Source organism: Niveispirillum fermenti (assembly GCF_052474395.1).
In genome coordinates, this window is sequence record NZ_CP156678.1 from 834,277 (window position 1) to 850,489 (window position 16,213).

Genomic DNA, 16,213 nt, shown 5'->3' on the forward strand with positions numbered 1-16,213 from the left:
GTCAGCCGGTCCCGGCGGCGGCGCTGTCGCCGGCCTGGGTCAGGACGCGCAGCAGATTGCCGCTCCACATCTTCTCCAGATCCTGCGCGGAGAAGCCGGCTTCCAGCAGCCGCTCGGTGACACGGGGCAGGGCGGTCACGTCGCGGAAGCCCTCCACGCCGCCGCCGCCATCCCAATCGGCGCCAAAGCACACATGATCGACGCCGGCCACCCCGATCGTGTGCAGCAGTGCCGCCATGTAATCCTCGAAATCCGCCTTCCACATCGGCGCGGTGGCATCCAGCGCGTTCCAGCGCCGGCCAAGATCGACCTGCTCGGCCATGGAAAGGTCGCCGATATGCCCCATGGTGCGGAACAGGGCGGCCCGTTCGGGCACCATATGCATGGCGGACAGGTAGATGGTGGTGAAGCCGATGACCCCGCCGCCAGCCACCAGCGTCCGGATACGCCCATCATCCAGATTACGGGGATGGTCATAGAAGCCGCGCGTGCCGGAATGCGACAGGACAAGCGGTGCGGCGGATAATTCGAGCATCCGGTCGAAGGCGGCGTCGGAGGCGTGGCTGGCATCGATGATCATGCCCAGCCGGTTCATTTCCGCGACCCAGCCTTCACCCAGCGGGCTCAACCCGTTCCAGCGGGGCGCGTCGGTGGAACTGTCGGCCAACTGGTTGGTACGCACATGCACCGGCCCGGCCATGCGCACGCCCTGGGCATGGAACTCGGCCAGCAGCCCCAGATCCTCACCGATCGGGTAGCAGTTCTCGATGCTGCGGAACGCCACCATCCGGCCTTGCGCATGCAGAAGCCGGGCGTCGTCGGCGGTCGTCGCCGGCCCGATCCGATGGGAAAAACGGGCCAGCGTCTCGTCGATTTCCCGCGAGCGCCGGCGGGCCTGGGCCAGTGCCCCGGCATAGCCCTCCGGCGTCAGCGGCCCCTGTGCGGTATAGATGACGAAGAAGCCGCCGGACAGGTTGCCTTCCATGCGCGGCAGGTCGAGCTGGGCGACATCATCCGCCAGATCGTGCCGTTCGTCGAAATGCCAGCCTGGCCGCGCGAAATGGATCGGCGTGTCGAGATGGGCATCCAGCGTCAGCAGATGGCGATGGAGGTCGGTGGCGTGAGGCATGCTGTCTCCTGCGGCAGGGATGCCGGTTCCGGTCGTTGCCGACATAGGGACCGACATCCGCCGCACTCGCGTCAATAGCTTGTGGAGATGGTCAGCCCGAAGCTTTGCGGGCGGATGATGCCGGTGGCCAGCGCTCCGCCCGGATGCACAGGTCCCCCATTGGCCGTGACGGAAGCGGTGGAGGTGCGGCCCTTGCTGTTGCCGATGTTCCTGGCATAGGCATCCAGCGCGAAGGAGCCGAAATCCAGCCCCGCCCGCAGGTCGATGACCTCGTAGGAGGGCAGATACCGCTGTTGGCCGTTGGCAGCGTAGTAGGCGGCGTCGTAGTCGCCCTGCTGCCTGGACAGGAAGCGGACCGACCCGCCGACCGAAGCGGTGATGGTGCCCGTCAGGTCCCAATTGTAATCGCCGTTCAGGGCGGCCGTGAATTTCGGCGTGAAGGGCAGGCGGTCGCCATCGAACCCGCCGATGACCGGTGTCGTGTCGTCGCGCAGCCTGGCGTTGGTATAGGCAGCGTTGGCCGACAGTTCCAGGCCGCGCATCGGCCTGAAGGTCACGGTGCCTTCGGCACCGTCGCTCTTGGCCTTGCCGCCATTGATGTTGATGCCATAGTCGTTGATGACGGCGATCAACTGGATATCGCGCCAGTCCAGATGGAAGACGGACAATTCCGCGCTGAACATGCCGTCTTCGGATTGCATCTTGGCGCCCGCTTCGTAGCTGATCAGCGTGTCGCTGTCGAACTGGCGCGGCGTGTCGGCGGGTGCGTTCGGCGGCAGCGGGTTGGGCCCACCGGGGCGGTAGCCCTTGGCCACGCGGACAAAGACCGATGCATTTTCCGAAATCTTGTACTTGGGCGCCGCGGAGAAGGTGAAGACGCTTTCCGACGAGCGGATGTCGGGATAGACCGAGGCGCCGCCGGCCAGCGCGCCGTCGGTGGTCTGGCTGGCCTTCTGCCGGTTATGGCTGTAGCGGGCACCGAAATCGACATCGAATTGCTGGTTCAGATGCAGGGTCGCATTGGCGAAGCCGGCATATTCCTCGTACTTGGACGGCAGTTGCACGTCGGCCAACAGGGGAAGGGTGGTGATCGGGGACAGCGTGCCGGGCTGCACGGCGGTATAGCCCTGCTGGATCAGCGCCTTCTCATGCACATAATAACCGCCGATCAGCCATTCGAACGTCCCTGGCTGAGAGGAGGTCAGGCGCAGTTCCTGGGTGAATTTTTCCACATTCGTGTTCTGCCCCAGATAAATCTCGTTCGGCGTGCCGAAGACGCCATCGATCAGGGCGGACAGGTTGTGGGTCAGATCGGTCCGGCTTTCCTGCTTCTGCGAGGAGAAGCTGGTCGAAGACAGGATGTCGGCAAACCCCGCCTCGTACTTGGCCGTGCCGTTATAGACGCGGTAGCGGATGTCGCGGAAGGACGGTACGAACTGCGAGAAGGTCGGGCGGCCATACAGCAGGGCGATGCTGTCGGGATCGCTTTCCACCGTGCTGGGCGCATCGGCCTTGATATCCTGCAGCAGGGCGCTGAGCCGCAGCGAGAAGCCGTTGTCGGGCGCATAGAGCGCCGAGACGCGGCCGCCATAGCTCTGGCTGTCGTTGATGTTCTTTTCCCGATCCGATCCGGCCGTGCCGATGCTGTCGATGAAGCCGCCGGTCTTGCGGTAATAACCAGAGGCCCGCACCGCGAAATCCTGCCCCATGGGCATGTTGACCATCGTGTTGCCGGAATAGGACAGATCGCCGCCCTTCGTGGTTTCAATACCCACGCGCGAACGGCTTTCCACCCTGTCCGTGGCGGGTTCGTTGGTGATGTATTTCAGGACGCCGCCCAGCGAGCTGGCACCATAGAGCGTGCCCTGCGGCCCGCGCAGCACCTCCACCCGGGCGATGTCGAACGTGTCGAAATCGCCGGCCAGAATGGCGCCATTGGCCATGGCCGTGCTGGAGCCGAACGGCGTTTCATCCATATAGACCGACACGGTGGATGCCACGCCGCCGGTATTGACGCCGCGCATCACAAGGCGGCCCTGGCCGGGTGTATCCTGCGCGATCTGCAGTCCCGGCACCAGCTTCAGGTAATCCTGGATGGTGTTGGCCTGCTGTTTTTCCAGGGTGGCGCCGGAGACCACCGACACCGATTGCGGCACGTCGATCAGGGTCTGGCGGCGCTTCTGGGCCGTGACGATGATCTCCTCCAGCACGATGCCGGAGGAGGAGGGCTGGCCCTGTGCCATGGCCGGCGCGGCCGCCGTGACGGCCATCATTCCGGTGGCCAGCAGCAGCGTGTTACGAAGCATCCCCATGAGGCTCTCCTGTTCTGGTCCATGACCCGCGCCTTTGGCTTGTCTGGGTCAATTTAATCCTGACTGGGATATTATTTTCTAATTTTACTATATGTCAAAGATTTTTCCGATTATCCGTGCGATTTCGTCAACTGCCCCCGGCCGCCGCGGCGCGCGTGCCCCATACATCCTCGCCGATATGGATGTCACCGCCCTGATAGACGGCGCCGGGTGTGCGGTCGCGGGCAAGGAAGATGGGTGAATCGAGATCGACAATGTCGCAAAGCTGGCCCAGCACAAAGGCCGGTGCCATGGCCAGACTGCTGCCGACCATGTTGCCGACCATGACGCCAAGACCCAGGCGCCGCGCCTCTTCCGCCATCAGCAGCCCTTCGGTCAGGCCACCGCATTTGTCCAGCTTGATGGTCACGATATCGAAGCGGCCAACTGCGCCGGCAATGTCGCAAAGCGATATGATGCTCTCATCCCCTGCGATGGGGATAGGGGAACTGTACCCTTCCAGGTCGGCATCCCGGGTGCGGGCCAGCGGCTGTTCCAGCAGGGCGACACCGGCCCCCTGCAGGGCGGCAACCAACGGATCCAACTGGTCTATGCTGAAGCCCTGGTTGCCATCGACGCTGAGCCAGACATCGGGCCTGGCGGCGCGGATGGCCTGGACGCGCGCGATGTCCAATGGCAGATCACCGGTCAGCTTGATCTTGATGGCCCGGGCATCACCATAGTTGCGGGCCCCCTGCGCCATCACCTCCGGCGTGTCGGCGCCCAGCGTGAAGGTGGTGCGCAGCGGCCTGGGCGCGGTCTGCCCGGCCAATTGCCAGACCGGTCGGCCGCTGCGTGCCGCCTCCAGTTCCCAGAGCGCGCAATCCACGGCATTGCGCGCGCCGCCCGGCGGCAGGATCCGGCGCAGTTCCTCGCGCGTGGCGCCGGCCTCGATGGCGGGACGGGCAGCGGCCAACTGGCTTGTCATATGGGTAATGTCGTCACCCAGGAAGAACACGCCGCCTCCTTCTCCACGGCCTTGATATTCGCCGTCGTACAGGGTCACGACGATGACGTCGGAATGCTCGAACACATAGCCGGAGATGCGGAAAGGTTGGGCCAGACGCAACCGCTGGGTCGCGACCGTCATGCTCAGTCGTGCCATTACTCGATCACCATTGTTCGGGGCGCCGTTGCGGCGGACCTTTGGTTCCTGATTGCCCTTTCGGCGGGCTGGCAATAGAATTGCCTGGCGAAGTTGCCATTAATGTCCTGATTGGGACAATATGATCCTTATCGGAAAATTCGTCAATGGAGTAGCTGCACTTGTCCTCTGCTCTTCCCACCCTCGGTGCGCTGCTGCGCGGCCTTCGTTCCCGCAAAGGCTGGACTCTCAAGGAGATGAGCGAGAAAAGCGGAATTCCTGTCTCCACCCTGTCGAAGGTGGAGCATGACCGGCTGACCCTGACCTATGACAAGCTGCAGCAATTGAGCCGGCGGCTGGGCCTTCGCATGTCGGAACTGTTTGCCGAGCCGGTGGGCGACCCGTCACCCGCCGCGGTGACGGCGCGGCGCAGCTTCGGGGATCTGGAACGTGCCATCCGGGTCGAAACCGACAATTACGATTACTATTATCTCTGTACTGAGCTGCGCCGGAAGCGGATGATCCCGGTCCTGACCAAGATCAGGGCGAAGACATCGAAACAGTTCGGTCAGCTTGTCCACCATTCCGGGGAGGAGTTCATTTTCGTCCTGAAGGGGCGTGTGGTGGTGAATACGGAATTTTATGACCCTGTCATCCTGGATCAGGGCCAATCCATCTATATCGACAGCACCATGGGCCATGCCTATCTGGTGGCAGAAGGGTGCGAGGAGGCGGAAGTGCTGGGCATCATGTCCAGTGCGGATGAGGAACTGATGCAGTCGCTTCTCTCCCTGCATGATGACCGGCCGTCTATGTGAGGAATGATCCTGATCAGGACTCTTTATGTCCCGTTCAGGCGCATGCCAGCATGGAGAAATTCACAGCTTGCCAAATGCGGGGGGCCCGGCTAATCACCTGTCCATGCATCGAGAGTCGGGCCGACGCCCGACACCAACCTGCTCCCGGGCAAGGTGGTGCCTCCCACAAGGAGGGATGTGGCCGGACCGGCAAAAAACGGGAAGCCCACGCGCGTCGTCACGTCACTCGAAGGCAGTCACCAGCCGGAAGGGACGTCGGACATGCAGCAATTTCCCCAGCAATTCGCCAGCGACAATTATGCCGGCATCTGTCCACAGGCCTGGGCCGCGATGGAAGCGGCCAACCAGGGCCATGTGCCGGCCTATGGCGACGATGTATGGACCGACCGCGCAGCAGACGCTTTCCGCACGCTGTTCGGCATCGATTGCGAGGTGTTTTTCGCCTTCAACGGCACGGCGGCCAATTCCCTGGCGCTGGCCGCCCTCTGCCAATCCTATCATAGCGTCATCTGCTCCTCGTCGGCCCATGTGGAGACCGATGAATGCGGTGCGCCGGAATTCTTCTCCAACGGGTCCAAGCTGCTGGTGGCCTCCACGCCGGACGGCAAGCTGACACCCAATGCCGTGCGCACGCTGGCCACCGGCCGGTCGGACATCCATTTCCCCAAGCCGCGCGCCGTCACCATCACCCAGCCGACGGAAACGGGGCTGGTCTATTCCATCGCGGAGATCAAGGCCATTTCCCAGGTCTGCCGCGAACTGGGCCTGCGCCTGCACATGGATGGCGCACGCTTCGCCAATGCCTGTGCGGCACTGGATTGTTCGCCGGCCGATATCACCTGGAAGGCCGGGGTGGATGTGCTTTGCTTCGGCGGTACCAAGAACGGCATGGCTGTGGGCGAGGCGATCCTGTTCTTCAACCGCGATCTGGCGCTTGATTTCGAATGGCGCTGCAAGCAGGCGGGCCAGTTGGCGTCGAAGATGCGCTTCCTGGCCGCCCCGTGGATCGGCATGCTGGAAAGCGGCGCCTGGCTGGACAATGCCCGCCACGCCAATGAATGCGCCTCACGGCTGGCAACGGCGGTGGCCGGGCTGGAGGGGGTTAAGACAGCCTATCCGGTGCAGGCCAATGCCGTGTTCGTGACGGCGCCGGCCCCGGTGCTGGAGGGGTTGCGGCAGCGGGGGTGGCGTTTCTACACCTTCATCGGCGGTGCCGCCCGTTTCATGTTCGCATGGGATGCGGACCCGGCACGGGTGACGGCCCTGATCGGGGATCTGCGGGTCGTGGCGGAACGAGAAGCCTGTCTGCTGTAATGCCAGCTTGTGATGAGTGGAACGCATTACAAGCTGGCACGGCGTTGACTGCCACAGCACCGCTCCTGCGCTGTCGCCAAGCTGCCGGATGGCAGCGCCGGCGATGGAGGGCGGTGATCAAAACCAAAAGGTTTACCGGGGGGCCGTCGGCCGTGACGGCAAAACAGCAAGAGAATTCCACGCATTTATTACTATGCGAAAAATTAAGAAAAAACTTTGACTTATACGACACAATTTCTCACCATGACGGCAATGGGAGGTGATTTCATGCAGTCATTTGACATCGTGATCGTTGGCGCCGGGATCGCTGGTGCCTCCATTGCGTCGGCTCTGGTGGATGCCGGTGTCGAGGGCGCGCGTATTCTGCTGGCCGAGCGCGAGGATTTTCCCGGCTATCACACGACCGGCCGGTCGGCTGCGCTCTACAGCGCGCTTTACGGAAACGAGACGGTCTGTGCCCTGACGGCAGCCAGCCGCGCCTTCTATCTGGCCCCGCCGCCGGGTTTCACCGACCATCCCCTGCTGACGCCGCGCGGCTGCCTCTATATCGCCGGTGAGGATGCGGTTGGCGAACTGGATGCGTTGGAGGCAACGGCGCAACGGGTGGGGGCCCGGACGACGCGGATGGGCGCCCATGAGGCGCGAGCCATGGTGCCTGTGCTGCGTGACGAACTTGTGTCTGCCGCCCTGTGGGAGAGGGAGGCGATGGATATCGATGTCCATAGCCTGCACCAGGGCTATCTGCGCCGGGCGCGGGCCGCGGGCGTGGTCCTGTCCACCGGTGCCGAACTGCGCGCGGCGGCAAGCGAGGGGGATGGCTGGGTCCTCACCTTCGGCAGCGCGAAGGTGCGGGCGGCGACCCTGGTCAATGCCGCCGGTGCCTGGGCAGACGAGGTGGCTCGCATCGCCGGGGTTCCCACGATCGGACTGATGCCGCTGCGGCGCACGGCCATCATGCTCGACCCGCCGGCCGGGGCCGACGTGCATCGCTGGCCGGCGGTTATCGATGCCGGCGGGTCCTTCTATTTCAAGCCCGATGCCGGAATGCTGCTGGCATCTCCGGCGGATGAGACCCCGTCGCCGCCCTGTGACGCGCAGGCCGATGAATGGGACATCGCCGTCTGCGTGGACCGGGTGCAGGCGGCGGCCGAACTGCCCGTGCGTCGCGTCGCGCGAAGCTGGGCCGGCCTGCGCAGTTTCGTGGCCGACCGCAGCCCGGTGGTGGGAAGGCCGGCGGCACATCCGGGCTTCTTCTGGTTCGCGGGACAGGGTGGCTATGGCATCCAGATGGGGCCGGCACTGGCGTTGACCGGCGCCTCGCTGTTGCTGACGGGGAAGGTGCCGGTGCCGCTGGCCGAACGGGGGGTGGATGTCGCAGCCCTGTCGCCGGACCGAAGCCAGTTGCGGCAGGCTGATTGATGGCAGCACTATACTATTTTGCGGTGATCAGAACCAAGAGGCTTTGATCACCACCCTCAATCGCCGGCGCCAACATTCGTTGGCTTGGCTGCGCCGCGCGAGCGGTGCTGTGACGGTCGCCGCCGGGCCAACTTGCGATGAGTTCCACTCATCGCAAGTTGGTATATCCAAATAACCAGAGAATCCCCGTAATCTCTTTTTTAAATCTCTGAAAATAAAGGAAAATATGAGGTCTCTACCGGGATTTTCTGAGGGGAGCGGTATATTACAGGCGGGCTTCACCTTGTCATCATATGCAGACGCCCCGGTGGATCACTCCACCGGGGCGTCTTCTTGTCGATCATTCGGCCAGGGGACCAGCCGGCCTGGAGGAACCTGCCGACTCCATGGTTTGCAGATTTTCCGAGCCCGCCCATCTGTGGGCGGAGTTCGGAAAATCTGCTTAGCAGGCGGGAAAGAAGCCCCCGGCCCTGGCGGGGCCGGGGGGTAAGTGATCGGCGGGATCAGTAATTCAGGCTGAAGCTTACCAGATGGTAGGTCACGATGAACCACAGCACGGCCAGGAACATCACCACCATCAGGCTGGCCCGGATGCGGGCCCACCAGCCGGCGGGCTGCCGCCACAGGTGCCAGGCCTGCCAGGCGGCGGGCACCAGACCCAGGACCGCCAGCAGAGCCGACAGTTGCAGCAGGCGCAGCAGCCAATCGATGGTGCCTTCCATCAGGGGCGTGATGGCCATCGTCATCACGGCGGTCATGCCGCCCAGTGCCACAACGGTCATCAGGCTGGCCGCGCGCACCAGCCGGTCGGCCAGCAACGGTTGGCCGGACAGGGGATGCGGCCGTCCATAACGGCGGCGCACCAGGGCGGCCACCGGCCACCACAGGGCGGTGAACAGGGCCAGAAACAGCGTGATGCCCAGGGCCGGCACGGTCCAGGCCTTGTTGGTGGCGGCGGGCACGGGTTCGAACACGAAGATGGCGGGATAATCGTCGGTGGTGATGGCGGTGACCCGACCTGATGCATCGGTGCGCGTATGCATCAGGCTGTCGGTGCCCACTTCCTGCCAACGATCGGGCGCCACTTCGCGCCAGCGCTTGGGCTTGCCCGCGAAATCGCGGAACAGGGTGAAGGAGGCGGTACCATCCTCGTTCGTCACCAGATCCCCCTGGCCGAACAGGTAGGTGAGGGAGAGCAGCGTGCTGTCGACGCGGCGGGAGGATTGGAAGGTGCCGCCCACCGGCACGGCGCGTTTGATCGTCTCGGCTGCCGGCGCCGGTGCTGCTGCGGGTTCGCGGGCCGGGAAGTAGCGGTCGGCGATCAGGGCGAGCAATTCGTCGCGGATCGGGCCGGGGGAGATGCCGTCGCCGGTGCTGTTCATGGAGATGAACAGGCCCACCCCCTCATCCAGCCAGAGTGCAAGGTCGCTGTGGAACAGCACCGTGTCGCCGCCATGGCCCATGATGCGGTAGCCGTTGCGGTTCTGCTCATAGAAACCCAGGCCCATGGCCAGTTGCTGGCCCGGCAGTGGCCGGTGATGCGGCTTCTGCATCTGGGCCAGGGTTTCCGGCTTCAGGATGCGGCCGTTCGGTCCTTCACCGCCATTCAGCAGCGCGATCATGAACCGGCCCATATCTGCACCGCTGGCCGACAGGGAGCCGGCGGGGGCCGGGTTGACGATCTCGAACGGCTGGGCCGGATCGCGGGAGGATTCATAGCCCTTGGCCATCAGGGGTGCCAGGTGGGCCGGCAGCGGCTGGGCCATGCTGGAATGGGGCATGCCGGCCGGCACCAGGATGTGCCGGTCGATGTAATCGGCAAAGGGTTCCCCGCTCAACCGCTGCACGATATAGCCCGCCAGCGCGGTGGCATAATTGGAATAGGCGGCGGTGGTGCCGGGCTTGAAGATGCGGGCCGGGATATGACCGGCCAGCAGCGTGCCCAGATCGGCGGGTGGCCCGCCCAGCACGATCAGGTCCTTCACCTTCTCCTCGAACCCCGCCGTATGGGTCATGAGATGGCGCATGGTGATCGGTTCGGCGAAGGTCGCCGGCAGCTTGAAATCAAGATACTGGTTGACGTCCGCATCCAGGTCCAGGCGCCCGGCCTCCACCTGCTGCATCACCGCGATCCAGGTGAACAGCTTGGAGATGGAACCCGGCCGGAACATCGTGGTTTCCGGGTCGATGGCCTGGCCCGTCTCCCGGTCGGCCACGCCATAGCCCTTGCCCAGCAGGATCTGTCCGTCCTTGACGATCGTGACCACGGCGCCGGCAATGTCGCCGCGCTTCAGGGCATAGGGCAGGAAGCCGTCGATCAGTGTTTCCACATCGCTGGCGGTCAGCGGATGGGTGGTGACGGGCGGGTCCTCCGCCGGGCTGGTGACGACGGGGGTGGGGTCGGGCACCTGCGCCAAGGCGGGGGCCACCGGCAGTGCCAGGGCCAGCGCCAGGGCCAGCCGTCCCCAGATGGGCTTCTTCGCGGTGACATGAGCCGTCTCATGCCGCTGGAGACCGGCACCCGCCGGCCCGCCCCCGCCCCCGCCCCCCCCGGCGCGGAACCCAAGCCGCCGGATGGCGGCAACCGGCGCCTGCGGGCGCCAAGCTGATATCAGATGTCTCATGTCCTCGTCCCTGTTCGGTCGTTGTGGTGGATTGCCTTTTCCCGGTTCTTCATACGTTTGTTCGGTCGGCCAGCGCCTGGCGCGTGCGCCGGTAGTGCGGCTTGGCCCGCCACAGCGCGGCGGCGGCCACCCCCAGCAGCGGCAGGCAGGTCAGCATGATGGAATAGCCCACGGCGTTGGGGTCGCCGAACACATGGTCGGTGGTCAGCGCCACCAATGTCGGCCCCATGCCAAGGCCGATGGCGGTGTAGAGAAAGGCCTGGATGGCCGTGGTCATGCCCCGCAGTTCCGACGGCACCAGATCCAGTATGGCGGCGATGCCGGTGCTGGCCCCGACGGCCAACAGGAAGGCGAAGAGCCCGAACAGCATCAGCAGCAGGGTATCGGACCCGCTGGCCGGGAACAGCAGACAGGGCACGGCCAGCGTCGTGGCCAGGGCGGCGATGATCAGCTTGCCGCCGGCCACGCCGCGCTGTTCCAGGAAATCGGCCAGGATGCCGCCCGACAGGGTGCCCAGGCCGGCCACCCCGATCAGGATGCCACCCAGCGCGGCGCCGGTTTCCGCCGCACTATAGCCATAGACACGCATCAGCAGCGATGGCGTCCAGCTATTGGTGCCGTAATCGACCAACTGGGTCAGGGTCAATCCGCCCAGCAGCAGGAAGAAGGTGGCGCGGTGCTTTCCCATGTAGCGCAGAAGTGGCCCCAGGCCCGTCGCGTCCTTGCCGCCCAGGCTTTCCCGCCGCTGCGGCTCCCTGATCGGCAGTACCAGGGCTGCCATCACCCCGCCGGCCAGCCCCAGCGTCACCAGCACCGCCCGCCATGGCGGCAGGTCGCCCAGGAAAGGCACGCCGCTCAGCGCGCCGCTGGCGAAAAGATCGATCAACACGCCGCCGGTCAGGGTGGCGGTGCCGCCGCCCATCACCATGCCGGCCAGGAAGATGCCCACCGCCGTGCCGCGCCGATGCGCGGGGAACAGGTCGGGTATCATCGACAGCGCGGCCGGTGCCAGGGCAGCCTCACCGATGCCCACCAGCACACGCGCCGCGAACAGTTGGCCGTAGCTCTGGGCCAGACCACAGAGCAGCGTGGCAAAGCTCCAGACCAGCACGCCGGCCAGGATCAGGTTGCGCCGTCCATGCCGGTCGGCATGACGGCCCATCGGCAGGCCGGCGAACGCATAGATGACCGCGAAGGCCGCCCCCTGCAGGAGGCTGACCTGGGTATCGGTGATCGCCATTTCCGCCCGGATCGGGCTGACCAAAAGGTTCAGGATCAGGCGGTCGGTATATGAGAGCATGGCGGCAAGGGCGAAGACGCCGATGGCGTACCATGCCTGCGGACTGGCCCCGGCCCGATCGGGCGGGATATCTGTGGCGACACCCATGGCACTTCTCCAGAATGACGAATATTTTTCTTATAAGAAAAATTTCGCCAATTGGGTATCGAATTATCAAATCCGGATGATGATAATCTGCTGTTGCTGTCCATCATGCTGTTTGCCCGCCGATCGGGCCAGACAGGCGGCTCCCCACTCAGGCGCCGGCGGCAAGCGGGTATGGTATGTATTCTGACATGGGCATCGATCCATCATTGCGGGTCGGTATAACCCGGCACGCGCAAACAACTGTCTGTCGGCCGGCCAGGTCGAGAATGATCATCGACGACCAGCCGGCGATCAATATAGGTCTGTATCGCTTCGATATGCCGCGCCTTTTCGGCCAGCTTGATGCGACCGTCCGGATGGTCGACCAGGCGAGAGCGGCAAAGATGAAATCGGCCGAGATGGCGTGGCAGATCAGCGGACAGGTGGGATAATCCACGGCCGTATGGAGATTAAGCTCGTGAAAATGCCCAAAGCCCGATAGTTTCGGGCGACAGGCATCTCTCACCCGGAATAGGCGTTCATTGTCTCCGCATATGTCAGCCTTGCGCTGCCTTTTCTTGATAGCGATGCACCACGGAATCCAGTTGGCACCGGAAGAGTTGCCGACAGGTGGTACGGACGATATCAAGAATTCCATTCTGCGCGCCATGCGTGCCGTCGGCCTGAAGGGCCGGGCGATCGACAATTGCAGTTGGGAGAAGGCGGGGGCCCTTGGCACTGCCTATCCCGCACTGGCGATACGCAAGGACGGCTCCTGGGTGGTGCTGGCCCAGGTGGTCACGGCTGCCGATGGTCAGCGCTTTGCCGCCGTGCTGGACCCGGCGACGGAGAAGGAAGGCGTCAAGCTGCTGACCCGCGAGCAGTTCATGGAGGAATGGGACGGCACGCTGGTCCTGTGCAAGCGCGTCTATGCGCTGACCGACGAGGAGCAGCCTTTCGGCTTCCGCTGGTTCATGCCCGAGATCGTGCGTCACGCCAAGCTGTTCCGGGGCGTGGCGGTGGCTGCCGTGATGGCCAACATCATCGGCCTGTGCATCCCGCTGCTGTTCCAGGTGCTGATCGACAAGGTGGTGGCGCACCAGAGCTATCAGACCCTGTTCGCCGTGGTGCTGATCTTCGTGGTGCTGACGCTGTTCGACGGGTTCTTCGGCTATGTCAGGCAGAACCTGATGCTGATCGCCTCGAACAAGATCGATGCGCGGCTGACATCGCGCACCTTCCGGCACCTGCTGGGCCTGCCGCTCGCCTTTTTCGAGACCAGCACGGCCGGCGTGCTTGTCCGACACCTGCAACAGACGGAAAAGCTGCGCCATTTCCTCACCGGCCGGCTGTTCCAGGTCCTGCTGGACGCCGCGACCCTGCCGATCCTGTTGATCCTGCTGGTCTTCTATTCCGGCACCCTGACCGCCGTGGTGCTGGGCTTCTCGGCGGCGATCGCCTGCGTCATCGGCGCCATGGTGCCGAAATACCGGACCGAGTTGAACAGGCTCTACGAGACCGAAGGGGCCCGGCAGGCCCATCTGGTGGAAACCATCCACGGCATGCGCGCGGTGAAGTCGCTGGTGCTGGAGCCGATCCGCCAGCGCGCCTGGGACGGCAAGGTGGCGAAGGCCGTGCATCAGCACGCCGCGGTGGGCCGCGTCAGCGCATTGGGAAGCGTGCTGACCGGCATGCTGGAAAAGCTGATGCAGATCAGCGTTCTGGCCATCGGTGCCGTTGAGGTGTTCAACGGTCAGCTCAGCCTGGGCGCGCTGATCGCCTTCAACATGCTGTCCAGCCGCGTCACGGGACCGCTGGTGCAGATCGTCGCCCTGATCAATGAGTATCAGGAGGCGGCCCTGTCGGTGAAGATGCTGGGCAACGTGATGAATACGCCGCCGGAACGGTCCGGCCGCACCCGGTCGGCCCGCCCGGCCATCACCGGACAGATGGTGTTCGAAGGCGTCACCTTCCGCTACAGCGCCGGGTCAAACGCGGCCCTTCAGCGCGTTTCCTTCGCCGTGGAGGAGGGGCAGGTTATCGGTATCGTCGGCCGGTCCGGTTCCGGCAAGACGACGGTCACCCGGCTGATCCAGTCGATCCATACGCCGCAGGATGGCATCATACAGTTGAACGGCGTCGATCTGCGCCATATCGACCTCAACCATCTGCGCCGGTCCATCGGCGTGGTGCTGCAGGACAACCTGCTGTTCCGCGGCACCATCCGCGACAATATCGCCGCCGCCCGGCCGGATGCGCCCCTGGCGGAAATCCTGGAGGCGGCGCGCATGGCGGGGGCGGATGAGTTCATCAACCGGCTGCCCATGTCCTATGACACCTTCGTGGAGGAGAATGCCTCCAACTTCTCCGGCGGCCAGCGTCAGCGCATCGCCATCGCCCGTGCCCTGCTGACCCGGCCGCGCCTGCTGATCTTCGATGAGGCGACCAGCGCGCTGGACCCGGAAAGCGAGGCCATCGTGCAGCGGAACCTGGCCGACATCGCCCGCGGCCGCACGATGATCATTGTCTCCCATCGCCTTTCCTCCCTGGTGACGGCGGACAGGATCCTGGTGCTGGAGCAGGGCGAGGTGGTGGATTTCGCCCCACATGGGGTATTGCTGGAACGGTGCGATATCTATCGCCATCTGTGGCAAACCCAGACGCAGCACATTCAATGAGCGGGTCCCTGAAAAAACTGGTGCCGGCCATCATCCGGCGTCGCATGGCCCAGCCGGCGGCCCCATCGGTGGCGCCGGAGGCACTGCCCTTCCAGGAGGACCTGGAGGAGATCATCGCCGCCCCGCCGCCGCGCCTGCTGGGCGCGCCGCACCTGGCGGTGGCGGGGCTTTTCCTGCTGATCCTGTTTATTGCCGCTGTTGTGGACGTGGATGTGATCGTCGCCGGCAACGGGCGGCTGGTGCCGGACAGCCCGGCCATCGTGCTGCAGCCCCTGGACCGGTCGGTCGTCCGGGAGATCAATGTGCGGCCGGGCGACAAGGTGACGCGCGGGCAGGTCCTGGCGCGGCTGGACGCCACCTTCTCGCTGGCCGACCGCGCCAGCCTGACCGCGCAGCAGAGCGCCCTGTTCGCCCAGTTGCGCCGTCTGGAGCAGGAGGCGGCGGGCAAGCCGCTGACCCAGGACATGGAGCAGGCCGTTGACGGCGACTTGGCGTTGCAGGCCAACCTCTACCGCCAGCGCCGTGCCCAATACGCCTCCAGTCTGGCCGCACTGGACGGTGAGATCGCCAGCCTGCAGGCCGGATTGCGCACGGCGGAGGATGACCGCGCCTCGCTCAGCGAGCAGTTGGCGGTGGCAAAGGACGTTGAGCGCCTGCGCGAGGAACTGTTCCGCGGCCAGACCGGGTCGCGCCTGCAATTGCTGGATGCACGGGCGACCCGGCTGGAGGTGGAGCGCAGCCAGCAGAGCACGATCAACAAGCTGTCCGAACTGCGGTCCAGCCTGACCGCCAAGCAGGCGGAACGGCAATCCTTCATCGACCAGTGGCAGCGTCAGTTGCTGGAGGAACTGGTGAAGGCCCGCAGTGAGGCGGTACAGGTCGACGAGGCGCTGACCAAGGCCGTGCGCATCAACGATCTGGTGGAACTGGTGGCGCCACAGGACGGCGTGGTGCTGGAAGTGGCCAGGCGTTCCACCGGCTCGGTGGCGCGCGAGGCGGAGGCGCTGATCACCATGGTGCCCAGCAATGTGCCGCTGATCGCCGAGATCACCGTGCGCTCCGCCGATGTCGGCTACACCAAGCCGGGGGACGAGGTGGCGGTGAAGGTCGACGCCTTCCCCTTCCAGCGCCACGGCATGGTCAAGGGCCGCCTGCTGTCGGTCAGCGAGGAATCCTTCGCCATCAATGCCGCGCCTGAACAGACGGATGCCGAGCGCGCACCAAGGCTGGCCGATGCCGGTGCCGTCCATCGCGGGCGGATAGAGTTGCTGTCGACCGAATTGAAGAACCTGCCGGAGGATGTGGGGCTGACGCCGGGCATGACGGTGCGGGCGGAAATCAAGGTCGGCAAGCGCAGCGTACTGTCCTATTTCCTTTATCCCATCACCCGCGGGCTCAGCGAGGCGATCCGGGAGCCGTGACGCGGGCGG

At 64.8% G+C, this 16,213-nt stretch carries 11 protein-coding genes and 1 riboswitch; of the genes, 6 read left to right on the forward strand and 5 right to left on the reverse strand.

The genetic code is table 11. The features are described 5' to 3' along the window. Window position 1: 1 nt before the first annotated feature. The 3 genes from ABC728_RS03155 to ABC728_RS03165 all read right to left on the reverse strand — a co-directional run bounded on the left by ABC728_RS03155 (window position 2) and on the right by ABC728_RS03165 (window position 4,585). Entirely contained in the window at window positions 2-1,129 is a 1,128-nt protein-coding gene (locus ABC728_RS03155) for a dipeptidase (protein WP_416619678.1), read from the reverse strand. 71 nt (window positions 1,130-1,200) lie between these two features. Then, on the reverse strand, window positions 1,201-3,441 hold the full coding sequence (locus tag ABC728_RS03160) for a TonB-dependent receptor (RefSeq protein WP_416619677.1): 2,241 nt from the start codon (window positions 3,439-3,441) through the stop codon (window positions 1,201-1,203). Window positions 3,442-3,568: 127 nt separating this feature from the next. Continuing rightward, on the reverse strand, window positions 3,569-4,585 hold the full coding sequence (locus ABC728_RS03165) for a dipeptide epimerase (protein WP_416619676.1): 1,017 nt from the start codon (window positions 4,583-4,585) through the stop codon (window positions 3,569-3,571). A 161-nt stretch (window positions 4,586-4,746) separates the two neighbouring features. Between ABC728_RS03165 and ABC728_RS03170 the strand changes: the two genes are divergently transcribed. The 3 genes from ABC728_RS03170 (at window position 4,747) to ABC728_RS03180 (ending at window position 8,115) form a co-directional block, all read left to right on the forward strand. Then, window positions 4,747-5,382 carry a helix-turn-helix domain-containing protein gene (locus ABC728_RS03170; protein WP_416619675.1) on the forward strand — a complete coding sequence of 212 codons (636 nt, stop codon included), beginning with the start codon at window positions 4,747-4,749 and terminating at the stop codon, window positions 5,380-5,382. Between the two features lie 100 nt (window positions 5,383-5,482). Next, window positions 5,483-5,589, forward strand: a riboswitch (SAM-I-IV-variant riboswitch). Window positions 5,590-5,643: 54 nt separating this feature from the next. Then, window positions 5,644-6,696 (forward strand): threonine aldolase family protein, encoded by a 1,053-nt coding sequence (locus ABC728_RS03175; protein ID WP_416619674.1) that lies wholly within the window; start codon window positions 5,644-5,646, stop codon window positions 6,694-6,696. Between the two features lie 267 nt (window positions 6,697-6,963). Beyond that, window positions 6,964-8,115: an NAD(P)/FAD-dependent oxidoreductase gene (locus ABC728_RS03180; protein ID WP_416619673.1), complete on the forward strand. Its 1,152-nt coding sequence runs from the start codon at window positions 6,964-6,966 to the stop codon at window positions 8,113-8,115. A 503-nt stretch (window positions 8,116-8,618) separates the two neighbouring features. Here ABC728_RS03180 and ABC728_RS03185 read toward each other — a convergent pair. Together ABC728_RS03185 and ABC728_RS03190 are read right to left on the reverse strand one after the other, a co-directional pair. Next, window positions 8,619-10,739 (reverse strand): serine hydrolase domain-containing protein, encoded by a 2,121-nt coding sequence (locus ABC728_RS03185; protein ID WP_416619672.1) that lies wholly within the window; start codon window positions 10,737-10,739, stop codon window positions 8,619-8,621. Window positions 10,740-10,788: 49 nt separating this feature from the next. Further along, window positions 10,789-12,126 carry an MFS transporter gene (locus tag ABC728_RS03190; RefSeq protein ID WP_416619671.1) on the reverse strand — a complete coding sequence of 446 codons (1,338 nt, stop codon included), beginning with the start codon at window positions 12,124-12,126 and terminating at the stop codon, window positions 10,789-10,791. A 266-nt stretch (window positions 12,127-12,392) separates the two neighbouring features. Between ABC728_RS03190 and ABC728_RS03195 the strand changes: the two genes are divergently transcribed. From ABC728_RS03195 to ABC728_RS03205, 3 genes are all read left to right on the forward strand, one after another. After that, a complete protein-coding gene (locus ABC728_RS03195; RefSeq protein WP_416619670.1) occupies window positions 12,393-12,557 on the forward strand; it encodes a hypothetical protein in 165 nt (54 codons plus the stop codon). A gap of 135 nt (window positions 12,558-12,692) precedes the next feature. Continuing rightward, window positions 12,693-14,783, forward strand: a complete 2,091-nt coding sequence (locus ABC728_RS03200) for a peptidase domain-containing ABC transporter (RefSeq protein WP_416619669.1) — start codon at window positions 12,693-12,695, stop codon at window positions 14,781-14,783. Continuing rightward, the gene (locus tag ABC728_RS03205) at window positions 14,780-16,204 is read left to right on the forward strand and encodes an HlyD family type I secretion periplasmic adaptor subunit (RefSeq protein ID WP_416619668.1); all 1,425 of its coding nucleotides are present in this window, start codon (window positions 14,780-14,782) and stop codon (window positions 16,202-16,204) included. The genes ABC728_RS03200 and ABC728_RS03205 overlap by 4 nt, the downstream gene beginning before the upstream one ends. Window positions 16,205-16,213: the final 9 nt, after the last annotated feature.